A 22,613-nucleotide genomic window follows, 5' to 3' on the forward strand; every position below is an offset into this window, starting at 1 on the left:
ATTACGATTTCTTTGTCATAAATTGCTTTGCCCTTTTTTTTATTGCTGTCACTTCACTCTTCTCAAGCTTATCCAAAAGGCTGAACATCATTGTCATTCTATGATTGCCCTCTAGCATTTTTCTTTTTTCAATTAAGAAATTCCAGTAGAGGCTGTTAAATGGGCAGGCATTCTCTCCAGTTCGTTGTTTGACGTCATAAATACAGTCGCTGCAATAGTTGCTCATTTTGTTGATATAGGAGCCACTACTAATATAGGGCTTTGTTGCAACCAATCCACCATCGGCGAACTGGCTCATTCCCCGGGTGTTAGGCATTTCAACCCACTGAATAGCATCTATGTAAATACCGAGATACCAACTTTCCACCTGGCCAGGGTCAGTTTGTGTTAATAGCGCAAAATTACCGGTAATCATAAGCCTTTGGATATGGTGAGCATAGGCATTTTCCAAACTATTCCTGATGGTGTTGTGAAGGCAGTTCATGGACGTTTTGGCATCCCAGAAAAAATCTGGCAAATTATTTTTATTCTTCAACTTATTCTGATGCTCATAACTGGGCATAGACATCCAGTAGACACCGCGCATATATTCTCGCCAGCCCAATATTTGGCGTACAAAACCTTCAATCTGGTTAAGTCCTATTGAAATTTTTCCATCTTCCCAAGATTTTATCGCTGTATCGATAACCTCTTTTGGAGATATGAGTTTACTATTTAGGGAGAAGCTAATTCGGCTGTGATAAAGAAAGGCTTCATCTGGATCCATTGCGTCCTGAAAATCGCCAAAATGAGCAAGTAGATGTTTACAAAAATGACGAAGTAGTTTTATAGAATCCTCCCTGCTGGTTGGCCATATAAAATTCTCTGGATCAATCTCTCCAATACTCTTAACTCCAGACTTTTTTATACGGGATAAAGTTGAAGTGACATTACTTGTTATTTTTCCCTGCTTGGGTTTGCCCAGCTTTCCATTCCATTTATTTCTATTGCTTTGGTCGAAATTCCACTTTCCTCCTTCAGGTTTTCCATTGTTCATCAGAATGTCATACTTCTTCCGCATATAGTGGTAGAAGCTTTCCATAAGTAGTGATTTTTTCCCCTGGAAGAAGTCTGCCAGCTCTTTCCGGGTGGTCAAAAAGTGCTCAGTGTCGTAGGCTTGAAACTCTATTGATAGTCTCTTCTCTAGTTGTAATAGTTGCTGATCTAGTCGGTACTCATCGGGAAGTTGGTACTCAAATTTTTCAATTTTGTGTTTTCTAATAATATCTTCGATATTTTTTGTAAGGTTTTGTTTGTTGTTTTTATCGTCTATTCGATAGTAGATGACATTGCAGCCCCTATTTTTAAGCCACTCTGAGAAAATCTGCATAGCTTCAAAAAAGGCAACGATTTTTTGGATGTGGTGAACAACGTAATCGGTCTCTTGGCGCATTTCAGCCATAAAGTAAATCTTATCCTCCTGGTTACCTCTAAACCAGGAGTGTTTTTGGTTCAATTGATCTCCTAATAGCAAGCGCAGCGTTTTCACATCTCACTTCCTTTATTTAGGTCTTAATATGCCTATAGATAGACCCTTCTATTCACTCCCACATTTTCTACAAAAGTAGAGTCATGGGAGATCAATAAAAATGTTCCAGGGTATTCTACCAGCGCAGTTTCCAGCGCTATACGCGACTCCAGATCCAAGTGATTGTCCGGTTCGTCCAGTAGTAGCAGGTCTGGTGCCTCAGTGCCACGAGTAGCGGCAAGTAAAGCAACCTTTAGTCGCTCCCCTCCACTTAAAGTATTGGTAGAGCGAAGTGCAGAATCACCTCGAATATTCATTGTGGCTAGGGCTGTGCGCCAGAAGTTGGTATCTTTATCAGGGTGCAGGCGGGATAAAGTTTCCAAGGCAGATAGATTTCCATTTAGTTGACTTAGGTTCTGATCCAGATAAAAACAGCTGCCAAAAATTTTACACAAACCGCTGCGAGGTTTAACTCGACCAGCAATGATCTTTAGTAGCGTTGTCTTTCCGCTACCATTGGCGCCACAAATATGCCAGCGATCGCCACTGTGCATGGTAAGTGATATGGGATCACTCTGAATACCGTAGGGCAGTTTGAGATCCTCAACATGCAGACGAATACCACCCGTTAGCCCTGTTTTGCTAAGTTGCATATTTGGGAGCTTATGACTCTTATAGTCCTTTTGGCAACTTTCTAAATCTAGCTTTAACTTATGGTGCTGACGATCCAGGTTTCTAGTCAGCTTGCCTAAACTTTGCCCTGCACGATCTTTTTTCGCATCTAGTAGCGATTTACATTGGGAACCCTTTAATTTCTTACCCTGGTTTTTTCTAGTTGTAGTTTTTTCAGCAGAACTTTGCTTAAGTTTGTTTAGGCTTTTTATATTCTTTTGGGTACTTTCAATTTTCTTTTCTGCAGACTGTCTCTGTATCTCCTTTTCTTTCTTGTAGCGTGAATAGTTACCACCATATGTGCGTATTTTTCCCGAATCTAGTTCCACTATCGTGTCAGCTTGTTGGAGTAAGCTTCGGTCATGACTGACCATTAGGATTCCGGCAGAATGGTTTCTAATTTTCTGCTGTAACCATTTTCTAGCGTCTGAATCTAGGTGATTACTAGGCTCATCCAGTAGTAGGTAGTGTTTTTTATGAGAGAAGGCATTGATTAAAGCCAGTCGGACTCTTTCACCGCCGCTAAGATTGCCGATAGGAGTGTCTAACGTGAGATTTATTCCGGCGCTGTATAAATGCTGTTGCCAAATTGTAGGTAGCTCCCATGAATCTGAGACACGTATCAGATCTTCCTCACTCTGATTGCCAGATTCAATACGTGAAAAACAGTCATAGAGGCCTGTAGGGTCGAATATATCTACAATTCTCTTGTTGGAATTGCTGCTCACTTGATCCACTTTAAGGTAGTCCGTATACCAAGTAATACTTCCCTGTTCAGGTTTTAGTTTCCCAATCAAAGCCTCTAAAAAAGTCGATTTTCCACTGCCATTATTTCCCACTAAGCCAGTAAATCCAGAAGGGAGGTCAAGATGGATCCCCTTAAATAGAGATTTCTCAGGGACGTTTAAGTAAAGATTTTTTATAGAACAAATACTCTGCATGTCACCCTCCGGTAGTCGGAATGGGTGGCGCAATACCATGATCTTGAGAGAAAGTTGTAGAGAATGGAGTACGCCACTTGCACGGGAATTGATGGCCTCTTAAGAAACCGCTTTATCTCCAGTGTGTGCAAGGCTTAATTCATTGGCGTAGATAGCTCCAAAAAGAAAAGTTGTTAAGTGTTAGCTTAATAAAGATTCAAAAATACTTCAAGTCCCAACCTATAAGCACTCACTTGGTACTCTCAACTCTTAAAATAGAGTGGTATAAGAGTATTATTGATATTACATTGAGATGATGCATTTTTACGACTTGATTTAGAACAATAAGTGTTTAAAAGCGGGGGTTACTATGGTATTTGAAGGTTTTATAGCAATTTGTCTATTGATCGTAAGTACTATGCTTTTTTTCTTTTACCGAAAATCACAGCGGGAACGATTTTTAAGAGACTATCGATTCCATCCGTCTCTCAAACAAAGAGTGAAGAAAAAATACCCTCATCTCAGCAACAAGCAGCTGGGTATGGTACTTGATGGGTTGAGGGAATATTTTATTATCTGTCAAACGGCTGGTAGACAAATGGTCGCTATGCCATCTCAAGTGCTTGATGTCGCTTGGCATGAGTTTATATTAAGCACACAGATGTATCGCAATTTTTGTAATAAAGCTTTTGGACACTTTCTGCACCACACACCCAATGAAGTTATGCCAGATAAGGATACAGCTAGTGAGGGGATTAAGAGGGTGTGGCGAATTGCTTGTGCTCGAAGTGGTATAAGTCCATCCAAGCCAAAGTCGTTACCTCTGGTTTTCTCAATTGATAAAAAGTTGGGGATTAAAGATGGATTTCATTATTCGCTAAACTGTCGATCGAGAAATAGTCCCGCTGCGGATCACTGTGCCAGTCATATTGGTTGTGCCGCGAGTTGTCAAGGCGGAACTTCCGGCAATGTCTTCTCTGGTATTTGGGGTGGCGGCTCCTCTTCAGATTCTGGAAGCAGTTGTGGTGGGGGCTGTGGCGGGGGTGGCAGCTAGAGGCAGCTATCACTGCTCTAGCAATCCTGTTCAACGTGATTAATGAGTGACACCCTGAACTTCGCAAAGCTCTTCAATTTCTTCAGCGTTAAAGCCGAGCTCACCCAGCACAGTGTGATTGTGCTCTCCCAGAGCTGCCCCTCGGCTAAATAAGTGGGGCTTTTGGCCGTTAAATCTAAAGGGTGTGTTGATCTGTTTAATGTCTCCATTCACAGAACAGATCATCTCTCTGGATTGGATAAGATCGCTATCAGCAGCTTCTGTAAAATTAAGTACGGGTTCAATGCACGCATCAATATCCTGAAATATATCAATCCATTCCTTTTGGCTTTTTGTGGCGATAATTGCTGCAATATCTTTCTTAAGTGTTTCTTGTTGCCCGTCTTGGACAATGCGAGTCAGCCACTCCTTTCGACCTATTTTTGTAAAAAATTGCTCGGCAAATTGTGGCTCTAAACTTCCCACAGAAAGATAGCGGTTATCTGCCGTGCGATAGTAATCATAATAACTTCCACCGTTTAGCAGTTCGGATTCCAGCTTGGGATCGGTATTTAAAGCCAGTGCATTGGCCCCACTAATTGCGTTTAACGCGAAACTACAGTCCGTCATACTGATATCGATATAACTGCCTTCACCAGTTCTCTGGCGATGATATACCGCAGCCAGTATCGACATAACCGCATGGTGTGAACCGCCGGCGATGTCTGCTATCTGTGTGCCGCTCAGGCAGGGGCCATGGTCACGGTTGCCGGAATAGCTGGCCAGGCCAGATAGTGCGAGATAATTGATATCGTGCCCAGCACGTTGCTTTAATGGTCCAGTTTGGCCATATCCGGTAATCGAGCAGTAAATAATGTCTGCGCGCTGTTGGCTTAAGCTTTGGTGGCCAAGGCCCAGCCTATCCATCACTCCGGGGCGGAATTGCTCGATCACAATATCGTATTGCTGAAGCAGTCGGTGAATCACCGCTTGCGCCTTTGGATTTTTTAGATCGATCGCCAGGGAGCGTTTGTTGCGGTTAATGGTTGCGTGGGCGGCGGATAGGGAAGCCGTGTCATCGACTAAAGGGGGAAAGCCCCGTAGTAAGTCTGGCCGTGTGGGAGACTCGATTCTTAGTACTTCTGCGCCCAAGTCTGCCAATAACATAGTGGCATAGGGACCGGGAAGTAGGGTAGAAAAGTCGAGTACTTTTAGCCCCTCAAGAGGGGCGCAGTGATTCTTCGTTTGCTGTTTCACTTTTTATTTCATTATTTTAATTGAGAACAGAAATTTCAATCTAGCACTTTAATTTAGTCATCGCGCAGGAGGTCTCGGGAAATAATTAATTTCATAATTTCATTGGTTCCGGCATAAATACGTGCTACACGAGCATCGGCCCAAGACCGGGCGATGGGGTATTCCCACATATAGCCATAGCCGCCATGTAACTGAACACATTCATCCAAAAGTTTGCATTGGAAATCTGTACTCAATAACTTGGCTTTCGCTGCAGTTGCAACGTCGAGTTCCTTTTTATAGTGAAGCTCCAAGCAGCGATCGATAAATACCCGAAGAGCGGTTAACTCACTATCCAGCTCAGCCAGCTTGAATTGTGTATTTTGGAAGGCAGAGATGGGTTTGCCGAAAGCCTTGCGATCCCGTACGTAATCAATCGTCCATTGCAATGCTGCTTCTGCATTAGCTATTGCATAAATTGCCACACTTAAACGCTCTTGAGGCAATTCCTGCATTAAATAAATAAATCCCTGTCCCTCTCCACCGAGAAGGTTTTCCGCAGGGACTTTGACATCATCAAAGAACAGCTCTGAAGTATCCTGGGCCTTCATGCCTATTTTTTCTAGGTTACTGCCTCTCTTGAATCCAGGGCTATCTGCTTCCACAAGCAGCAAACTGACTCCAGAGGCCCCCTCGTGAGGGTCGGTTTTGGCCACGACAATAACCAGGTCTGCCTGCTGTCCATTGGTAATAAAAATCTTGGAACCATTGAGCAGATAGTGATCCCCTTTGCGCACAGCTGTGGTTCTCACGCCTTGGAGATCCGATCCTGCACCAGGTTCGGACATGGCGATAGCGGTGATCATCTCACCACTAATGCATTTGGGTAGGTACTTTTTCTTCTGTTCTTCCGTGCCGTAATTAATAATGTAGGGCACTGCAATATTAGAGTGCAGGCCCCAGCCAATACCGGAAAGTCCCGCTCTGGCTACCTCCTCATCAATAATGGAGTTGTAGCCATAGTCCAGCCCCAAGCCACCATACTTTTCATCAACTTGTGGACACAGAAAGCCCATTTCTCCAGCTTTATTCCACAGTTTACGATCTACCTGACCATCTTTTTCCCACTGATGGTGGTAGGGTACAGCTTCATTTTCTAAAAATTTACGTAAAGTTTCTCGAAACTGTTCGTGATCTTCGTTGTAAACAGTTCTTGGTACCATCCTTACACCACCGCATTTTATTACTGAAAAATTGAACCAGTGTTTTGATTGGCGATGTAAACAGCGAGATTTTAAAAGCCTGTTTACATCGCTCAAACCCCTGGGTTAAGGGTTGTCCGCCAGAGCTTTTCCTGACTCTGCCAGATCCAGCAAAATTGCTGGCGGGGCAAATCGATCCCCATAGGCATCAGCCAGTTGCTGGGCGCGTTGGGTAAACGCTTTCAGGCCAAACTGGCTGATGTATTGCAATGCACCACCGGTCCAGGGTGGGAAGCCGATACCGAAGATAGAGCCAATATTGGCATCTCGTACGCTGCGTAGCACATCCTCTTGATAACAGCGAAGTGTCTCCAGAGCCATAATAAACAGCAGCCGTTCCTTCACATCTTCTATCGGCAGTGCCTCTTTGGCGGGAAACTCCTTCTCAAGGCCACTCCATAAGTGCTTTTTCCCGCCCTCAGGGTAAGTATAGAAGCCGCCACCTGCAGCCTTACCAGCGCGACCCACTTCAAGCATTCGGTCGATCACTCCGTCGGCGGGATGCGTGGGGGCGGGTTTACCCTCTTTTTGCAGGTCGTTGATGGTCTGCTGGCGTATCCGGCTCATCAGCGTTAGGGAGACCTCGTCACTAACAGCTAGAGGGCCGACTGGGAAGCCAGCTAGGGCTGCGGCATTTTCAATGGTGGCGGGATTAACCCCTTCGCTAAGCATGCCGATACCTTCATTGGTAAAGCAGCCGAATACCCTTGAGGTGAAGAAGCCACGGCTGTCGTTAACAACGATAGGAGTCTTGCCAATCTGCAATACAAAGGCGAAGGCTTGGGCGAGAGTCTCATCACTGGTTTGCTCCCCACAGATAATTTCCACCAGTGGCATCTTGTCGGCAGGGGAGAAGAAATGTAGGCCGATAAATTGCTGGGGACGGTCGGAAGCTTGAGCGAGCCCAGTGATCGGCAGTGTCGAAGTATTGGAAGCAAATACTGCATTTTTCGGCAGCTGTGCTTCGGCTTCCTGGGTAACTTTACGCTTGAGTTCCCGGTCTTCGAAAACTGCTTCTATCACCAACTCACAATCAGCCAGGTCGGTATTGTTGTCTGTGGGCGTGATACGGGAGAGGATCTGATTGACCTTGTCCTCACTAATGCGACCCCGCTGTAAGCGTTTTTGCAGGGATTTCTCTGCATATTGTTTGCCGGCTAAGGCACCTTCCATGGATACATCTTTTAATACGACATCAACACCTTTACTGGCACAGGCGTAGGCAATGGCTGAGCCCATCATGCCGGCGCCGAGTATGCCAATTTTTTGCATGGGTGACGTTTTATGATCGCGGGCGGCGGCGGGCAGCGATGCTCCGGCTTTGACTTCGTTGAGTGCAAACCAGAAAGTACCGATCATGTTTTTGGCAACCTGCCCGCAAGCGAGGCCTACAAAATGTCGGGACTCAATTCGCGTAGCAGTTTCGAAGTCGACCCGGGACCCTTCGACGACGGTTGCCATTATCGACTCTGGCGCCGGCAGACATCCCTTGGTTTTTTTCTCCAGCATTGCTGGGGCGATCATCAGTAACTGCGCATTTTTAGGGTTCTTTGCGTCCCCTCCCGGCATCCGGTAATCCGGTTGATCCCAAGGCTGAGCAACAGGTTGCTCACTATTCTCTCGAATATAAGAGACAGCCTTCTCTAGTAATTCACTTTCACTGGTAACGAGCTGATGTACCAGACCGGCTTTGAGAGCCTGTTGCGGCCTCACCTGTTTTCCTTCCAGTAAGTAGGGTAGAGACTCCTGGATGCCTAAAAGGCGGGGCATACGTACACAGCCGCCACCACCAGGTAGTAAGCCTAATGTGACTTCAGGCAATCCCAGTTTTATTGCGGTGCTATCGATAACGATGCGCTGATGGCAGCTGAGGGCGATTTCCCAGCCACCGCCCAAAGCTGTGCCATTAATCGCAGCAACGACGGGTTTACCCTGGGTTTCCAGCCAGCGCAGGTTGGCTTTCATTGATTCGCAGGATTCGAAGAAAGGCTTAGCTTCTTCAATTTTTGCCGCAAATAAAGATTTGAGGTCACCGCCGGCAAAAAAGGTATTTTTTGTGGAGCGAACAATAATTCCAGAAAATTCTTGCTGCTTGAGTTGTTCAACCGCTGCGCTCAGCGACTCGGTAAAATCCCGATCCATCACATTGGCTGAGGCATTGGGGTTGTCCATAATCAGGTGGACAATATTGTGATCGTCTTTTTCCAGGCGAATGGATTTCATAGTCTGCCCCCTAAACTCTTTCGATAATGGTTGCTACACCCATACCGCCGCCCACACATAGTGTGACCAGGCCGTAGCGAAGTTGCCGTTGTTCCAGCTCATCCAATACTGTGCCGATCAGCATTGCACCGGTCGCGCCGAGGGGGTGGCCCATAGCGATTGAGCCGCCGTTAACGTTGAGTTTTTGTGGGTCCACGTCCAACTCGTGTTGGAAACGCATCACCACTGCCGCGAAGGCTTCATTCACCTCAAAGAGGTCAATATCCTGCACCGTCAGGCCTGCGGCCTTCAGGGCTTTGCGAGTGGCGGGCGCGGGGCCTGTGAGCATGATAGTAGGCTCAGTGCCCACTACCGCAGCGGAGACAATACGGGCGCGGGGGCTGAGCCCCAGATCCCGCCCGGCTTGTTCACTGCCGATCAGTAGGGCGGCTGCGCCATCGACGATGCCTGAGGAATTTCCCGCAGTGTGAACATGGTTGATTGATTCGACCTGTGGGTAACGGGATATGGCAATGCTGTCGAAGCACAGGTCACCCATCCCGGCAAAGGACGGCTTGAGTTGTGCCAGGGCCTCTATGGACGCATCTGGGCGCACCAGCTGGTCGTGATCGAGAATGGTCAGGCCATTTTGGTCGCGTACGGGAATCACAGATTTTTCGAAAGCACCGCGCTTCCAGGCGGCTGCCGCCTTGTGCTGAGAGTCCAGCGCAAAGTTATCCACATCCTCGCGGGAAAATCCGCCGAGTGTAGCGATCAAGTCCGCGCCAATGCCCTGGGGTGCAAATCCAGTATCTATTGCTGTGCGTGGGTCCATCGCCCAGGCGCCGCCATCGCTGCCCATGGGCACCCGCGACATGGACTCTACGCCTCCGGCCACTACCAGATGCTCCCACCCGGAGCGAACTTTGGTAGCGGCGAGATTGACCGCTTCGGCACCGGAGGCACAGAAGCGATTCAGAGTTACGCCACCGATATCCCAGTCCCAATTGGCAGCTAAAGCTGCAACTTTTGCGATATCGGCACCCTGATCTCCGATCGGTGTAACACAGCCCATAACGATGTCGTCCACTTTGGCAGTGTCGAATCTATTGCGGGTCTGTAATTCTTTCAGGAGATCTGAAAGCAGGGTGATAGGTTTGACTTCGTGAAGGGCACCGCTGGATTTGCCTCTGCCCCGCGGGGTGCGGATAGCATCGTAGATGTAGGCTTCGGTTGGCACGGTTTTAGCCTCTTTTTATTTTATGGTTTCGCTTATTACCATAGTGCGGTGCAGCTTGGGTTCAATGATAAAAATTGCCACGGAAGATGACTCAGCTTCCAGGTACTACTGAAAAATTCCTAGTCAAATATCTTTTTATTTATTCCAAATTAACCTAACCATGTGGAGGTACTGCCGTACACTCAAGTAAGGCGCCTAAATCTATTGAAATTTTGGCACGGTAAATTGGCACTTAAATTATCTTTGCGGCTGGAGGAATTCCATGTCAGGCAGGGTAATGGGTGATTCAGGGCATCTGAGAAAAATTTGAATGGGTAACACACGGGTGACCCCGGACAAATAAATGTACTTTGACGGTCCCTGAGGTGGTGAGCGAGGTTTGGCTATGGCGGATAATGTTTTGGATATGGCTACCGGCCAGTTGGGCTCCGGGGGTATTGATGCGCTGACAAGGGCTTTGAATTTGCCGGCAGGGCAAGGTGAAGCTGCACTCTGCTCAGGCGTTGCTTACATACTGGCTGGTATGTTGAACAGGGCCAGTAGTAAAACAGGAATGGGTTATTTATTTAATTTAATTTCTGAAAGTGAAGCGCTGGATTTGTCTAAATTCGCCACCGCTATTTCCTCACCAGAAAAGTTGAAGTCAATTACAGACATCGGTGAGAAAATGCTGGAAAAAATTTTCAGCAGTCGTAAAAAAGAGGTCCTGGAAGTTGCAGCGAATAATTTGGGGAACGAGGGCGGAGATCTATTGAGTGTATCCGCACCGATAGTTACTTCGTTGATGCAAAACCAGGCCAAAGCTCAAAAAATGGATGTTTCCGACTTGGCTTCATTCCTGATTGGGCAGCGGGAGCATTTACAGGGGTATATACCGGATAACCTTCTTCAAGCAATCGACGTTCCAGATTTTGGGAAGTTGGGAGATGCTCTGGTTACCCATGGCCACGCCAAACCCCAGGAACCTCGGGCTACAGCAATTCAAGGGCCCGAAGAAAAACGTAAACCGGTTAGTTTCAGTAGCTGGTTTTTTCCTTTGCTGTTGGTACTTGTGGTTCTCTACGCATTGAATATGTGTATGTTGAAAGGAAAAAAGGAAAATTCAGAAAGTAATCCTTCCATGACCTCCCAGGAAGCGAGCTTTATGGAGTCCGCTTCACAGCCGGTAGGGGATTCCCCCCTTGAAAAAGCGGAAGAGGAAGCGCAACTGGGCCCCGATAACTTTTCCAGTAATTTACGTGATTATCTCAAGAGCTTTTCAGACAATCCCGACCGGGAATTCCCCATGCGAGTGAACTTTGAAAAGGGAACTGCAAAAATCACCAACCCTGCAGCTGAGGATATCGATGCTCTGGCAAAAATCATGCAGGACAACCCCAACTTAACCATTGCTATTGAAGGGCATGTAAAAGGTGAGGGTAATGAAATTGCAGAGCAGGAAATGTCCCAAGAACGTGCGGATGTAGTGAAAGAACTTCTACTGAAGAAGGGGATAGCGGCAAATCGTATCACTGCAACAGGAATGGGCTCAGCTAAGCTTGTCCCGGAAGATATGGCGGAGAAGAGGGACCAAAAAGCCCTTAATGTTGAGCGAGTTAGTATCCGGGTAGTGACAAACTCTCAGGAGTAGCCGGGATACGGGAATCCCTTTAAAGGATATTTTCCAAGGTAGATTTCATTTATAAAAAATCCCGGTCTTTTGACCGGGATTTTTAGTGTCGCCTTAACTACGGAATTTATCCCTGTAAGCTCCGGGAGCTAGCCCTGTCCACTTTTTAAATGCGCGATTAAAAGCGCTGGGTTCGGAAAAGCCCAGGCGCTCGGCAATTTCAGCTACAGCGGTTTCCTGCTGCTTCAACTGGTAAACCGCCATATCCCGTCGAACAGAGTCTTTAATATCCTGCCAGCTGTTGCCCTCCTCTTTGAGGCGGCGGCGCAGTGTCTGTGGAGATGTGTACAAGCGTGCGGCGACATCATCCAGTGACAGATTTTCGATACTATTTTGCTGTTGCAGCATACGGCGAATACGACCGGTGAAACTGTGGTCGGATTTGTATTGGGTCAACAGGCACTCGGGGGCGCGGGACAGGAAGTCTGCCAGCTGTTGCTCATCGCGTACCAGGGGCATTTGCAAATAGCGAGTGTTAAATACCAGGCAGGTTTCACCTTGGTTAAAGTAGTGCCTGCAAGGGAACATATCGCTGTAGTCTTCGTTGTAGTCGGGCGGGGGAAACGCCAGAAGAACGCGCTCTAATAAAATGGTACGGTCGATCAGCCAGCTAAAAAAGCGCAACCAGATTACCGCGATAGATTCGACGAAAATTTGGTTGGGCAATTTTTTTTCATTGGTGTGGTGAATGATCAGTCGAGCTTCTTCACCGTCCTCGACCAGCTTGATGTGCAAGTCGTCACTCACCATGCTGATAAAGCGGCTAGAGCGAAGCAGAGCTCGGCGCAGGTTGGGACAGGTGATACAAGCGTGCCCCATCATGGCAAAAGTGCCCGGCAGCCAAGGGCGCGCCAGGAATCCTCCTGACTCATCGTTCAGAAAATCCCACTCAAGGCGTAACAAGTTGGCCATCTGCTCCCGGCCAACGCGGCTATCGGGATCATCTAGCTGGGCGGGGGCGATTCCGCTATCGATGAGTAGTTGTTGGCAGTCCAGTCCGGTCGCTTGTGCGCCAACCAGATGGGCCTTTACCGCAGCGGCGGGAATACCTAGCCCCGCTTCGCGGAGTTTGGGGTTTTCATTGTCCACTCTTTCAGCCTCACAATTATTTTCTGTCTGCTGCTGTATTACGGTATGGATTATGCGCAAACAGAGAGAGAAAGTCAGGCTTCTGCTTAATTTATATGCAACTGCCTGTACTTTTATTAGTGGTGACAGTTTCGAACTTAATGGGCTTATGGAATAAAAGTTGTCTATTTCTGTCTTTTAATGTGTATTTTTTGCGTTAACGACTGAAAATCCCAGTTTTGCTCTCAACAATTTTCTATGCTTGATCCTCTGTGGACTGACAGTTCTTTTAAAGTTTGATAGCGATAGTGAATCACTATTTCCTCGACCTGTAAGTCATATTCGTCAACAATAGGAAAAATTCCGTTAGTGAAGGACTGGTCAAATGTCACCGACGTCTGTTGCAAGTCTGTTAAACCCGACCATCTGCCGGCGAATGTTGATTGCTTACCTGATCGAGCATATTCCGCGTCCCAATAATCCTACTTTGGAGGAGGCAACTGGATGGCCTCGCCGTACGGTGCAGGACATTATTGCGAAAGGATTGCCGGGGCATGGCACAGTTGTGGAGTTCATTCAGGAAGGCGTGCGCCACAATGACGGCTACTACCTGCTGCGTGATTGGGGGTCTTTTGACAAGAATTGGGTGAAAACCAATTTGCCGATTATTTGCCAGGTGTTAGATGTAAAGCTGGATTTGAGTGACGCAATGAGCTGATCAGAGCGCCACTCACAAAGTTGGATTACTGCTGTGGCGCGTGGCTTTGCTGAAGAATTTTGTTCACTTTCTCCAGTAGGGCGGGATTCGATTTAATGCTGTTGGCAATTTCCTGGTATTTGGTTTTGGAAAGGCCGGCTTTTTCAATTGCGGCGATCATTTTTCCCTGTGCTTCTTTGTTGATCGCTTCCGCTTCCTTGATATCGGCAGCCGCTTTCAGTTTGGGAGCGTATTCTCGACTCAACATCACGATAGAGCGATAGGCGTTGGCAAATTGCTTGAGTTGCGGTTCGCTAAACGAAGCTTTGGGGGCGGTTGTTTGGCTGGTAGCTGGTTGTGCGAAGGTCATCGGCACGCTGAGTGATATTGCCAATACAGCCAGGTATTTCAAAAAGAGCTTCATCGGGCACTCCAAAAAGTATAAGGACGCTTTTGCTTCTCAGAGGGAGCACCCAGCGTCACGTTGGGGCTGTAAATTTATGCTTGTGGCGGAGCTTTAGTGACCTGTACCAAGTCTAAAGCGGGTAGCTATTAGTCTTCAGCGTAGTCAGTTTCTGGCGCCTTGTAGCGCCTTTTTCCGCCAGCAAGGAGAATTTTTCCTGGAGTGGTTGTGAGGTCATAAAATTTAGTGAGCGGCTGCCGCCGCTCATAATGCAGGAAAACTGCACCGAATTTAAACCGAGGTGGGCCTTGCGACTAACGGTCGCTGTGATCAGCTAGAAAATCCAGAGAAATTTCTTGCGTTTTTTCAGCGACTGTTCGCAGCTATTGAGTTGTTGCTGATATTTTTGCGCCCTGGCAGATACCTTGTGGGATACATTCTTTAGCCAGGCTTTATTCTGGAAAGTGCGCCGATTAAAACCACCGTGCCCCTCGTGGTAGGCGAGGTAAAGGCTGTAGGTGTCATTGGCGCGTATCTGGCACTGGCGTGCACTGGTGTTGTTATACCAGCCGATAAAATCGATGGCGTCGCCAAAATCATCCCGATCGGCACCGTAGTTAAAGGAAGACCTTTGGTAGTGGCGCCAAGTGGTCCCCAGAGCCTGGGGATAACCGTAGGCATCGGACGGCCTCGGGCCGGGGATAAAGCCCAGGATCTTGGTGCGCGGGGGCTTGGCATCATGCACAAAACGGGATTCCTGGTGCATGATTGCCATCATCACTGCAATTGGAGAGCCCCATTTTTCCTCCGCATCTTTTGCCTCGCCGTACCACTTCTTTTTTTCCTGGAAAATAGAGCAGACGTTGTCGAGATTACTTGGAGGCGCGGTTGCACAGCCGCTGCTCAGTGCAACAGCACTGAGCAAAACCAGCAGTCCGCATTTCTTATTTTTTTTGTGCATAACTATTTACGACATGTTTAAACGGTAATGGTCTTCACTCCGGCACTGGTGCCAAGCAGTAATATATCGGCGGAGCGCTTGGCAAAGATACCGTTGGTCACCACACCGGTAATGTTATTGATGGTTTCTTCAAGGACAGTGGGGTGTTCGATACGCAGATTGTATACATCGAGAATGGCATTGCCATTATCTGTGATCACACCTTGACGATAAACCGGATCACCGCCCAGTTTAACCAGCTCTCGGGCAACCAGCGAGCGTGCCATGGGGATAACTTCAACCGGTAGGGGAAACTCTCCCAGGACTTTTACCCACTTGCTCTCATCGGCAATGCAGATAAATTCTTCAGAGCAAGCCGCCACGATTTTTTCTCTAGTCAATGCAGCACCACCACCTTTGATCATTTCAAGGGCCGGGTTCACTTCATCGGCACCATCCACATAGAACTGGATGCCGTCGACGGCATTAAGTTCATAAACGGGAATGCCGTGGGATTTGAGTCGCTGTGCGGAGGCTTCAGAACTGGCCACAGTACCGTCAAAGGTACCTTTGATCTCCGCCAGGTAATCGATAAAGAAGTTAGCGGTGGAACCGGTACCTACGCCGACAATGGAGTTGTCCTCCAGGCGCGGGGCGATATAGTCGATAGCGGCGCGAGCTGTCGCCTGTTTCAATTCATCCTGGGTCATACTCTGGATAGTTTCCTTTGCAATTATTTCGCCTTAATTTGTATCTGACGATAAAAAAAAGCGCGTCTGGTTGTTTTTTGTGGCAAATATGCTTCTCAAGGCTTAGACTGTCATGCCGGTGCTGCGCTTCACACAGGGCCTTTGTAACCCTGCTATTAGTCTACGCTGAGTCGCGCACAGTAATTAACCGCTACGGCCGTCAAACACGTCATGCCCAAGTCCTATATCAAGCGCATTTTAGACGCACGTATTTACGATGTCGCTACCGAGACGCCATTGGAGCAAATGCGCCAACTCTCCCATCGCTTTAACAACCGGATTCTGTTGAAGCGCGAAGATCTGCAGCCGGTGTTTTCCTTCAAGATTCGAGGGGCATACAACAAGCTCCTGCAGTTGCCCGCCGAGGAGCGGGCCCGGGGAGTGATTGCTGCATCGGCGGGTAACCATGCCCAGGGGCTTGCCCTGAGCGCTGCCCAAATGGGAGTGCGCGCCACTATAGTGATGCCCAAAACCACCCCGCAAATTAAGGTGAGTGCTGTGCGCATGCGCGGTGCCGAAGTCGTGCTACATGGAGATACTTTTGATGAAGCGGCGGCGAGGGCTCGCGAGCTGGTTGAAGAGCGGGGGTTGGTATTTATCCACCCCTACGATGACCCCGATGTAATCGCCGGCCAGGGCACCGTGGCTATGGAGATGCTGCGACAGCACTCGGGCAACCTGGACGCGGTGTTTATTCCGGTCGGAGGGGGTGGTTTAGCTGCGGGTATGGCCGCCTATATCAAATATGTACGTCCGGAAACCAAAGTGTACGGTGTAGAGCCGCAGGATGCTGCCTGTCTGGAGGCCGCGCTGAAAGCCGGCGAGCGCGCTCGGCTAGCGGAGGTGGGCTTGTTTGCCGATGGTGTTGCCGTTGCACAAATCGGTGAGGAGACCTTCCGGGTTCTGCGCGAAACCGTGGATGGGGTTATCACTGTTAGTACCGATGAAATCTGTGCGGCCATTAAGGATATATTCGAGGATACACGCTCTATCGCTGAGCCGGCCGGGGCCGTCGGTTTGGCGGGGCTGAAGAAATATCTGGAGCAAAACGACAATCGCAATGGCACCTTCGCCACAGTGTGCAGTGGAGCCAATATTAATTTTGATCGCCTGCGCTACATTAGTGAGCGCACTGAGATCGGTGAAAAGCGCGAGGCGGTCCTCGCGGTAAAAATTGCTGAGCAACCGGGAAGTTACCTGCAGTTCTGCCGGGATTTAGGGGACCGCTCAATTACTGAGTTTAACTATCGTTTTGCCAGTGATAACGAAGCGCATATCTTTGTGGGTTTGCAGGTGGTATCTGAGGAAGACCGCAGCCAATTGGTCAGTCAGCTTGAGTCCAAAGATTATCAGGTTACCGATCTTACTGATAACGAAATGGCGAAACTGCATATTCGCCATTTAGTGGGAGGTAGAGTGCCGGGCTTGCCCGACGAAGTCATTTACCGCTTTGAATTTCCCGAGCGCCCGGGGGCCTTGCGCAAGTTCCTCGAGCATCTCGCCGGGCGTTGGAATATAACGCTGTTTCACTATCGCAATCACGGGGCAGCTTATGGGCGTGTTCTTGTGGGATTGCAGGTGGAGCCGGCAGCGAGGGACGAACTACAGACACTATTACACCAGCTTCAATTTCGTTTTTGGGATGAAACACAGAATCCGGCTTATCGGTTATTTTTGGGCGCTTAAACCATCGCTTCCCGATACCTGAGAAAGACGTCTCATTTATCGAAACGTGTATAGACTGCAAATCCTGTTTTGTCGAACTTGCTTGTCTAATTTTGAGACAAAAAACTCATAAAATATCCAATAAACGGTTACTATTACGCCGCTTCTTGAGTATTGTCTATTCGCGTGGAACTTTTGCTGTGGCTCTGGTCATAAGCGGGGCGAAACGCATATAAAAACAAAATTATCGTACAGGATGGTCCCAATGAAAGCCGATGCGCTGACAATCGCTGTGGTTGTCTTTGTCGCGGGCGTTCTGTTGAGTACCAGTGGTTTATCTGAGGTATTTTCTTCCGAAGCTGAACCGCCGGCTGCTCTGCAACAGGGAGTGGTTACCCGTTAGGCTGATGCCGGGGGGGCGCTCTGCCCACGAGCAAACACAAAAAAAGCCGGATACTTAGGTGTCCGGCTTTTTTTGTGTTCCACTACCCACTTTTTAGCGGCAGCGGTAAATCCTTTGCTCTGTAACCACCATATCCAGTGGAATATCCCAATTGTCTGTGGGCAGGTTATCCACACATTGTAGATGGTGCGCCGCGCCGATAAGTTGTGGTCCAGTGCCTGGTAATAACTGTTTGCGCTCAAAAGTCCGATCGTAGAAACCGGCCCCCATACCCAAGCGCGCTCCGCTGGGGTCGAAGGCGACCAGAGGAACCAAAACAAGATCCAGGAGCTTGGGAGCGCGGTGAGCTGTGCGCACAGGCTCCGGAATGCGATAGCGATTGCGAAAAGCCAGGGGTTCGCCTTGCCAACGCCTGAACCGGAGGTGGGGGTGTGGTTCTGCCGGCAGCTGTGGCAAATAAAAATGTTTTTGTGGAAAACGTTGCAGCAGGTAGCGGACATCCAGCTCGCCATCAGTCGGCCAATAGATACCGACATGCACTGCTCGATTCATTTGTGGGATACGGCTCAGGAGAGTGATGGCTGCACGGCCATGCAAACGCTGTTGATAGGCGCTGAGTTCCCGTCGCCCCGCGCGCATACGGCGGCGCAGTTGCGTTTTGGTTTCAGTCATTGTGGGAAGAGAAGAGCGTGAAGAAATAGGGTACCCCGAGTGTGCGGCTGTAGACGGAGCCTTGAACCGTAAGGTTCAAGGTGGTGGGATCCGGAGTACATAAGGCTTTCCGCTACAAGGCGGACTTGCTCACCAGCACCCGCTGGAAACCACCGGGGTAAGATTATCGGCTCAAGGACATAGTCTGCTGGCCAACACCCCAGGGTATGAACCAATTATAACTTGTAGAGCGGGGGGCTGTTAACCAGAAATTTAAATGAAGTGACCGGTAGCAGAAAGTGGCTTCTTGTCACCTTACTCCTGAAGTTTTTCTTCCGAGTCTATTTCGCCCAGTGCACTTTGCACCTTATCAGTAAGCCGCTCCAACATTTCCTCTTGCAGGGGAATGGAGCTGAGCTCAGCTTTCGCCTGGATAAGCTCGTGGGCAATATTAAGCGCTGCCATTACGGCGATACGCTCTAAGCCGATGACAGTACCTGTTGCGCGGATGCGGGACATGCGTTCGTGTAGCAGGTGTGCCGAAGCCTGTAGTCCGGCACGCTCGCTTTCCGCGCAGGCGACACGGTACTCTTTATCGAGAATAGAAACAGTTACAGTTTCGGAGGGTGATGCGGTTTCAGACATCAGGTATCTTGCGTTAGCCCCTTAAGACGGTTAATCATAGCTTCTACCCGCGAGCGGGCGGCCTCGTTATTTTTTATCAGGCGCTGGCGTTCACGCAGCCAGTCGGCTTCCTGCCGGCGTAATTCACGATTGTCATCCGCCAATTGTTGACAGCGGGCAATGAGTGAATCCACGGTGCTTTCTAGCGCTTGCAGCTTATCCATATTTCCTGCATTTGAGGTCGACGTCTGAGTTCGCAACACGACAGACTGCGAGGGATTCCGCTACTATATTGCCGGCGTATTGGTGGGTCAATCGCTGCACCTGCGCGGACAATCACAAAATTGTCTCTTAATGCCTCAAATTCCCGGTTTGGCACCAGTGTGACGGCCGGATTGAAAAGCCTAATTTACAAAAAGCTGTACGGTAACCATGACTTCTGAAGCTAGCCGATTTGAACTCCTCGCCAACGCCATTCTCTCAGCTGGGGGGCAGGCTGACCCCAGTGAATTGCACGGTTTTATCTGTGGCATTTTGGCGGCGGGCGAGCGACCGGACAAACAGCGTTGGCAGAATGAGCTGGCCGGATTGCTCGATGTGGAGGCGGTGCCGGCAGATCTCAATCGGGATTTTTTCCAGCTGACTGAGGAAAGCCACAAGCAGCTCGACGGCTCTAACTTCGATTTTCAGTTGGTGTTGTGCGATGACGAAGATGTTGTCTCCCGCGCTCTGGCGCTGGGTCATTGGTGCGATGGGTTCCTGCACGGCTTTGGTGTCGGCGGGGCCCGGGAAAAATTGATGCCCACCAGTGACGAAGCTTTAAAAGATATTAGTGCCATCGCCCAATTGGATGCCGAGCATGTTGAAGAGGGTGAGGAGACGGAGCTGCAACTGGTGGAACTGCAGGAATACGTGCGCGTAGCCGTACTCAATATATTTACTGAGGTAAAGGGTAAGGACTCCAATAGCGAGCCCACCATTCACTGATGTCTAAGACCCCGAAAACCACAGCGGGAATCAGTCGATCTGAGTACGCCCGCCGACGCAACCGCCTGATGGCAGAATTGCCCGCAGGTAGTTTGGCAATCGTGTCATCTGCTGGGGAGCAACTGCGTTCCCGGGATACTTTTTTTCCGTTTCGCCAGGACAGTGATTTTTTGTATCTCACTGGGTTTGATGAACCGGAAGCGCTGCTGGTTTTGGTGCCGGGACGAACACAGGGAGAAACCCTGCTGTTCTGTCGCGAGCGCGATGCGGAAAAAGAAAAGTGGGATGGCCCGCGTCTGGGGCCGGAGCGCGCGATGCAGCAGTGCGGCTTGAGCGATGCATTTCCCATCGGTGATCTCGATGATATTTTGCCGGGGCTGCTAGAAGGGCGCGAGCTGCTCTATTTCCCCATGGGCCGCTACGCCCATTTGGATAAGCGAATCCGCAATTACCTGGAGCGGATTACCGCAGCGCCGAATACCGGGGGTGCACCGGAAATGGTCGACCTCGATTACCAGTTGCGGGAAATGCGGCTGATTAAGTCGGCCCAGGAAATTCGCTTAATGGAGCAGGCGGCGAAAATCAGTGCCGAGGCACACAGCCGGGCTATGACCCGATGCCAGCCGGGCCTTTACGAATACCAGCTGGAGGCTGCCCTCCTGCATACCTTTGTCGACTCCGGAGCCCGGGAAACAGCCTACCCCACTATCGTTGGGGGTGGTGGCAATGCGTTGGTGATGCACTATTGCAGTAATAATGCCCAGTTGCGCGATGGGGACTTGGTGCTGGTGGATGCGGGGTGTGAGTACCGTGGTTATGTGGCCGATATTACTCGCACCTATCCGGTTAATGGTTCATTTAGCGGACCGCAGCGCGCACTTTATGAGATCGTTTTGGCGGCACAGAAAGCGGCGATTGAACAGGTTTCAGTGGGCAATCACTGGGACCATCCCCACGCTGCCAGTGTTGAGATAATCACTCAGGGGTTGGTCGATTTAGGATTGTTGCGAGGCGACACCCAGGGGTTGATAGAGTCTGGCGCTTATCGGCAGTTTTATATGCACCGGGTTGGCCATTGGCTGGGCATGGATGTGCACGATGTGGGTGATTATCGCATTCATGGAGCTTGGCGCCAGCTGGAAGCCGGAATGGTAATGACGGTCGAACCCGGAATTTATGTCCCGGAGGACGATGAGAGTATTCCCGCAGAATTTCGCGGGATCGGGATTCGAATTGAAGATGATGTCGCACTTACCAATAGAGGGCCTCAGATCCTCTCAGCAGCGGCTCCAAAAGCGATTGAAGATATTGAATACACCATGCTTCACGGGCGGGACTTACTGACCCGTTAGAAGTGATTGTTGGATTGTTCGGCCAATAATATTTCAATGCCGAATAATCAAAGGGGGAATTGGGATGGGTGAGTCGGCGCGTAAAGTAGATGTGGCCATTGTCGGTGGTGGTATGGCGGGAGCCAGCCTGGCATTGATGTTGTCACATTTTTGTCCTCAACTCAGTGTGGCGCTCCTGGAGCAGAAAGCACTGCCGGATGCCGCTGCCAGTATTCAGTTGCCGAGTTTCGACACGCGAGCCACGGCCATTGCCGCAGGCAGCTTGCAGTTGTTTGCGGAGCTTGGACTCTGGCCTGCTCTGCAAGCCTATAGCGCTCCGATTGATCGTATTCATGTGAGTGACCGGGGGCATGCATTTGGCGCCGCCCTCTCGACCCGTGAGGGACAGGGAGTCAACTTTGAGGGCATTCTGGGCGCAGTAATAGAAAATGCAGCGCTGGGCCCGATTCTCCACAGTGCACTGACTAGCACTTCCACCCAATTATTAGCGCCGGCGCAGGTTACTGACATTACCATGACCTCTGCGGGCGCAAACCTGTTGTGGCGATCCGAGGATAATTCCCCCGATCAGGCACTGTTCTGCGGATTGGTGGTCGTTGCCGATGGGGTGAACTCCCCCCTTTGCCGCCAGCTGGGAATAGAAATTAGCTCGGTTAAGTACCCTCAGAGAGCGCTCGTCGCTACGGTCGCTCTGCAACAGCCTCACCAAGGTGTGGCTTACGAGCGCTTCACTCGAATGGGGCCCATGGCACTTTTGCCGCTGCCAGATAGAGACGGACAGCACCGTGCGGCACTAGTGTGGGCTTGCGAGGAAGCAGAAGCTGAGCGTGTCGGTGTAATGCCTGAGGCTGAACGCCTGAAAAAACTGCAGCAGGTATTTGGCTGGCGTGCCGGACGTTTTATTAAGGTTGGAGCCGTTCAGGGGTATCCACTGAGTTTATCGATTGCCCAGGAACAGTGGCGCCGGAATGTGGTGTTGATGGGCAATTGCGCCCACTTTCTGCACCCAGTAGCAGGGCAGGGTTTTAACCTGACTCTGCGGGACTGTTATGGATTGGCACAAGCCCTGTCGACAGTGACGTCGGATACATTGCCAGGGCGGCTCGATTTCCTGCAGAAATACGGAGAAATGCGCCAGCTGGACCAGCAATTGACGATTGGATTCAGTGACCGTATTCCCACACTGTTTTCCTCTTCCGGTTGGCTGCAACAGGGAATTCGTCAGTTGGGAATGCTCGGCCTTACAATGGTCCCGCCGCTGCGCCGGGAATTTGTCAGTCAAGCGGCGGGATTTGGGCTTTAAAAGGTGCAGGGTCGGGGACGGCTGCTGCCA

20 protein-coding genes, 1 other RNA gene and 1 pseudogene are annotated in these 22,613 nt (G+C 49.5%); 8 read left to right on the top strand and 14 right to left on the bottom strand.

The annotated features are described in order from the left end of the window. Position 1 precedes the first annotated feature (1 nt). A complete protein-coding gene (locus ACJJI6_RS18545; protein ID WP_475711609.1) occupies positions 2 to 1,528 on the bottom strand; it encodes a cryptochrome/photolyase family protein in 1,527 nt (508 codons plus the stop codon). A gap of 32 nt (positions 1,529 to 1,560) precedes the next feature. After that, positions 1,561 to 3,120, bottom strand: coding sequence for an ABC-F family ATP-binding cassette domain-containing protein (locus tag ACJJI6_RS18550; RefSeq protein ID WP_475711610.1), 1,560 nt, complete (start codon positions 3,118 to 3,120; stop codon positions 1,561 to 1,563). A gap of 397 nt (positions 3,121 to 3,517) precedes the next feature. Between ACJJI6_RS18550 and ACJJI6_RS18555 the strand changes: the two genes are divergently transcribed. Further along, entirely contained in the window at positions 3,518 to 4,153 is a 636-nt protein-coding gene (locus tag ACJJI6_RS18555; protein WP_507021914.1) for a glycine-rich domain-containing protein, read from the top strand. Between the two features lie 39 nt (positions 4,154 to 4,192). On the opposite strand, the gene ACJJI6_RS18560 is transcribed toward ACJJI6_RS18555, so the two are convergent. The 4 genes from ACJJI6_RS18560 to ACJJI6_RS18575 form a co-directional block, all read right to left on the bottom strand. Further along, positions 4,193 to 5,389 carry a CaiB/BaiF CoA transferase family protein gene (locus ACJJI6_RS18560; protein WP_475711614.1) on the bottom strand — a complete coding sequence of 399 codons (1,197 nt, stop codon included), beginning with the start codon at positions 5,387 to 5,389 and terminating at the stop codon, positions 4,193 to 4,195. Between the two features lie 53 nt (positions 5,390 to 5,442). Beyond that, a complete protein-coding gene (locus ACJJI6_RS18565) occupies positions 5,443 to 6,591 on the bottom strand; it encodes an acyl-CoA dehydrogenase family protein (RefSeq protein WP_413663612.1) in 1,149 nt (382 codons plus the stop codon). 105 nt (positions 6,592 to 6,696) lie between these two features. Next, positions 6,697 to 8,853, bottom strand: a complete 2,157-nt coding sequence (locus tag ACJJI6_RS18570) for a 3-hydroxyacyl-CoA dehydrogenase NAD-binding domain-containing protein (protein WP_475711616.1) — start codon at positions 8,851 to 8,853, stop codon at positions 6,697 to 6,699. A 10-nt stretch (positions 8,854 to 8,863) separates the two neighbouring features. Then, a complete protein-coding gene (locus tag ACJJI6_RS18575) occupies positions 8,864 to 10,072 on the bottom strand; it encodes an acetyl-CoA C-acetyltransferase (RefSeq protein WP_413663610.1) in 1,209 nt (402 codons plus the stop codon). A 385-nt stretch (positions 10,073 to 10,457) separates the two neighbouring features. Between ACJJI6_RS18575 and ACJJI6_RS18580 the strand changes: the two genes are divergently transcribed. Further along, the gene (locus ACJJI6_RS18580) at positions 10,458 to 11,702 is read left to right on the top strand and encodes an OmpA family protein (protein ID WP_475711617.1); all 1,245 of its coding nucleotides are present in this window, start codon (positions 10,458 to 10,460) and stop codon (positions 11,700 to 11,702) included. 93 nt (positions 11,703 to 11,795) lie between these two features. On the opposite strand, the gene ACJJI6_RS18585 is transcribed toward ACJJI6_RS18580, so the two are convergent. Continuing rightward, on the bottom strand, positions 11,796 to 12,830 hold the full coding sequence (locus ACJJI6_RS18585; RefSeq protein ID WP_282930930.1) for an AraC family transcriptional regulator: 1,035 nt from the start codon (positions 12,828 to 12,830) through the stop codon (positions 11,796 to 11,798). Between the two features lie 364 nt (positions 12,831 to 13,194). Here ACJJI6_RS18585 and ACJJI6_RS18590 point away from each other — a divergent pair, with 364 nt between their 5' ends. After that, positions 13,195 to 13,527, top strand: coding sequence for a helix-turn-helix domain-containing protein (locus ACJJI6_RS18590; protein WP_413663608.1), 333 nt, complete (start codon positions 13,195 to 13,197; stop codon positions 13,525 to 13,527). A gap of 25 nt (positions 13,528 to 13,552) precedes the next feature. Here the strand turns inward: ACJJI6_RS18590 and ACJJI6_RS18595 are convergent, their stop codons facing one another. From ACJJI6_RS18595 to rpiA, 3 genes are all read right to left on the bottom strand, one after another. Next, entirely contained in the window at positions 13,553 to 13,930 is a 378-nt protein-coding gene (locus tag ACJJI6_RS18595; protein ID WP_282930932.1) for a DUF4168 domain-containing protein, read from the bottom strand. A gap of 313 nt (positions 13,931 to 14,243) precedes the next feature. Beyond that, entirely contained in the window at positions 14,244 to 14,870 is a 627-nt protein-coding gene (locus tag ACJJI6_RS18600; RefSeq protein ID WP_282930933.1) for a transglycosylase SLT domain-containing protein, read from the bottom strand. A 17-nt stretch (positions 14,871 to 14,887) separates the two neighbouring features. Beyond that, positions 14,888 to 15,559 (bottom strand): ribose-5-phosphate isomerase RpiA, encoded by a 672-nt coding sequence (gene rpiA, locus ACJJI6_RS18605; RefSeq protein WP_444892233.1) that lies wholly within the window; start codon positions 15,557 to 15,559, stop codon positions 14,888 to 14,890. Positions 15,560 to 15,766: 207 nt separating this feature from the next. On the opposite strand from rpiA, the pseudogene ilvA reads away from it, so the two are divergent. Together ilvA and ACJJI6_RS18615 are read left to right on the top strand one after the other, a co-directional pair. Beyond that, positions 15,767 to 17,284, top strand: a pseudogene (gene ilvA, locus ACJJI6_RS18610) (threonine ammonia-lyase, biosynthetic); the annotation flags it as partial. A 244-nt stretch (positions 17,285 to 17,528) separates the two neighbouring features. Next, entirely contained in the window at positions 17,529 to 17,666 is a 138-nt protein-coding gene (locus ACJJI6_RS18615; RefSeq protein ID WP_192879435.1) for a hypothetical protein, read from the top strand. A gap of 93 nt (positions 17,667 to 17,759) precedes the next feature. On the opposite strand, the gene ACJJI6_RS18620 is transcribed toward ACJJI6_RS18615, so the two are convergent. The 4 genes from ACJJI6_RS18620 to ACJJI6_RS18635 all read right to left on the bottom strand — a co-directional run bounded on the left by ACJJI6_RS18620 (position 17,760) and on the right by ACJJI6_RS18635 (position 19,204). Continuing rightward, a complete protein-coding gene (locus ACJJI6_RS18620) occupies positions 17,760 to 18,338 on the bottom strand; it encodes a 5-formyltetrahydrofolate cyclo-ligase (protein WP_413663606.1) in 579 nt (192 codons plus the stop codon). Between the two features lie 28 nt (positions 18,339 to 18,366). After that, a non-coding RNA gene (gene ssrS, locus ACJJI6_RS18625) (6S RNA) lies at positions 18,367 to 18,547 on the bottom strand. An 85-nt stretch (positions 18,548 to 18,632) separates the two neighbouring features. Further along, positions 18,633 to 18,962 (bottom strand): cell division protein ZapA, encoded by a 330-nt coding sequence (locus ACJJI6_RS18630; protein WP_413663605.1) that lies wholly within the window; start codon positions 18,960 to 18,962, stop codon positions 18,633 to 18,635. Continuing rightward, a complete protein-coding gene (locus tag ACJJI6_RS18635) occupies positions 18,962 to 19,204 on the bottom strand; it encodes a TIGR02449 family protein (RefSeq protein ID WP_444918431.1) in 243 nt (80 codons plus the stop codon). The genes ACJJI6_RS18630 and ACJJI6_RS18635 overlap by 1 nt, the downstream gene beginning before the upstream one ends. 169 nt (positions 19,205 to 19,373) lie before the next feature. Here ACJJI6_RS18635 and ACJJI6_RS18640 point away from each other — a divergent pair, with 169 nt between their 5' ends. The 3 genes from ACJJI6_RS18640 (at position 19,374) to ACJJI6_RS18650 (ending at position 22,583) form a co-directional block, all read left to right on the top strand. Continuing rightward, positions 19,374 to 19,928, top strand: coding sequence for a UPF0149 family protein (locus ACJJI6_RS18640; protein ID WP_413663604.1), 555 nt, complete (start codon positions 19,374 to 19,376; stop codon positions 19,926 to 19,928). After that, positions 19,928 to 21,280, top strand: a complete 1,353-nt coding sequence (pepP, locus tag ACJJI6_RS18645; RefSeq protein WP_475711619.1) for a Xaa-Pro aminopeptidase — start codon at positions 19,928 to 19,930, stop codon at positions 21,278 to 21,280. The genes ACJJI6_RS18640 and pepP overlap by 1 nt, the downstream gene beginning before the upstream one ends. Positions 21,281 to 21,344: 64 nt before the next feature. Next, positions 21,345 to 22,583, top strand: coding sequence for an FAD-dependent monooxygenase (locus ACJJI6_RS18650; protein WP_475711620.1), 1,239 nt, complete (start codon positions 21,345 to 21,347; stop codon positions 22,581 to 22,583). Positions 22,584 to 22,613 lie beyond the last annotated feature (30 nt).

The organism is Microbulbifer maximicatervae (SeqCode), assembly GCF_056232625.1.

Excerpts from the sequence above, each read along its gene's own strand:
- ACJJI6_RS18550 (WP_475711610.1), bottom strand. The coding sequence starts at position 3,120 with ATGCAGAGTATTTGTTCTATAAAAAATCTTTACTTAAACGTCCCTGAG.
- ACJJI6_RS18555 (WP_507021914.1), top strand. The coding sequence starts at position 3,518 with ATGCTTTTTTTCTTTTACCGAAAATCACAGCGGGAACGATTTTTAAGA.
- ACJJI6_RS18565 (WP_413663612.1), bottom strand. The coding sequence starts at position 6,591 with ATGGTACCAAGAACTGTTTACAACGAAGATCACGAACAGTTTCGAGAA.
- ACJJI6_RS18570 (WP_475711616.1), bottom strand. The coding sequence starts at position 8,853 with ATGAAATCCATTCGCCTGGAAAAAGACGATCACAATATTGTCCACCTG.
- ACJJI6_RS18580 (WP_475711617.1), top strand. The coding sequence starts at position 10,458 with ATGGCGGATAATGTTTTGGATATGGCTACCGGCCAGTTGGGCTCCGGG.
- ACJJI6_RS18590 (WP_413663608.1), top strand. The coding sequence starts at position 13,195 with ATGTCACCGACGTCTGTTGCAAGTCTGTTAAACCCGACCATCTGCCGG.
- ACJJI6_RS18595 (WP_282930932.1), bottom strand. The coding sequence starts at position 13,930 with ATGAAGCTCTTTTTGAAATACCTGGCTGTATTGGCAATATCACTCAGC.
- ACJJI6_RS18600 (WP_282930933.1), bottom strand. The coding sequence starts at position 14,870 with ATGCACAAAAAAAATAAGAAATGCGGACTGCTGGTTTTGCTCAGTGCT.
- rpiA (WP_444892233.1), bottom strand. The coding sequence starts at position 15,559 with ATGACCCAGGATGAATTGAAACAGGCGACAGCTCGCGCCGCTATCGAC.
- ACJJI6_RS18615 (WP_192879435.1), top strand. The coding sequence starts at position 17,529 with ATGAAAGCCGATGCGCTGACAATCGCTGTGGTTGTCTTTGTCGCGGGC.
- ACJJI6_RS18620 (WP_413663606.1), bottom strand. The coding sequence starts at position 18,338 with ATGACTGAAACCAAAACGCAACTGCGCCGCCGTATGCGCGCGGGGCGA.
- ACJJI6_RS18630 (WP_413663605.1), bottom strand. The coding sequence starts at position 18,962 with ATGTCTGAAACCGCATCACCCTCCGAAACTGTAACTGTTTCTATTCTC.
- ACJJI6_RS18640 (WP_413663604.1), top strand. The coding sequence starts at position 19,374 with ATGACTTCTGAAGCTAGCCGATTTGAACTCCTCGCCAACGCCATTCTC.
- pepP (WP_475711619.1), top strand. The coding sequence starts at position 19,928 with ATGTCTAAGACCCCGAAAACCACAGCGGGAATCAGTCGATCTGAGTAC.
- ACJJI6_RS18650 (WP_475711620.1), top strand. The coding sequence starts at position 21,345 with ATGGGTGAGTCGGCGCGTAAAGTAGATGTGGCCATTGTCGGTGGTGGT.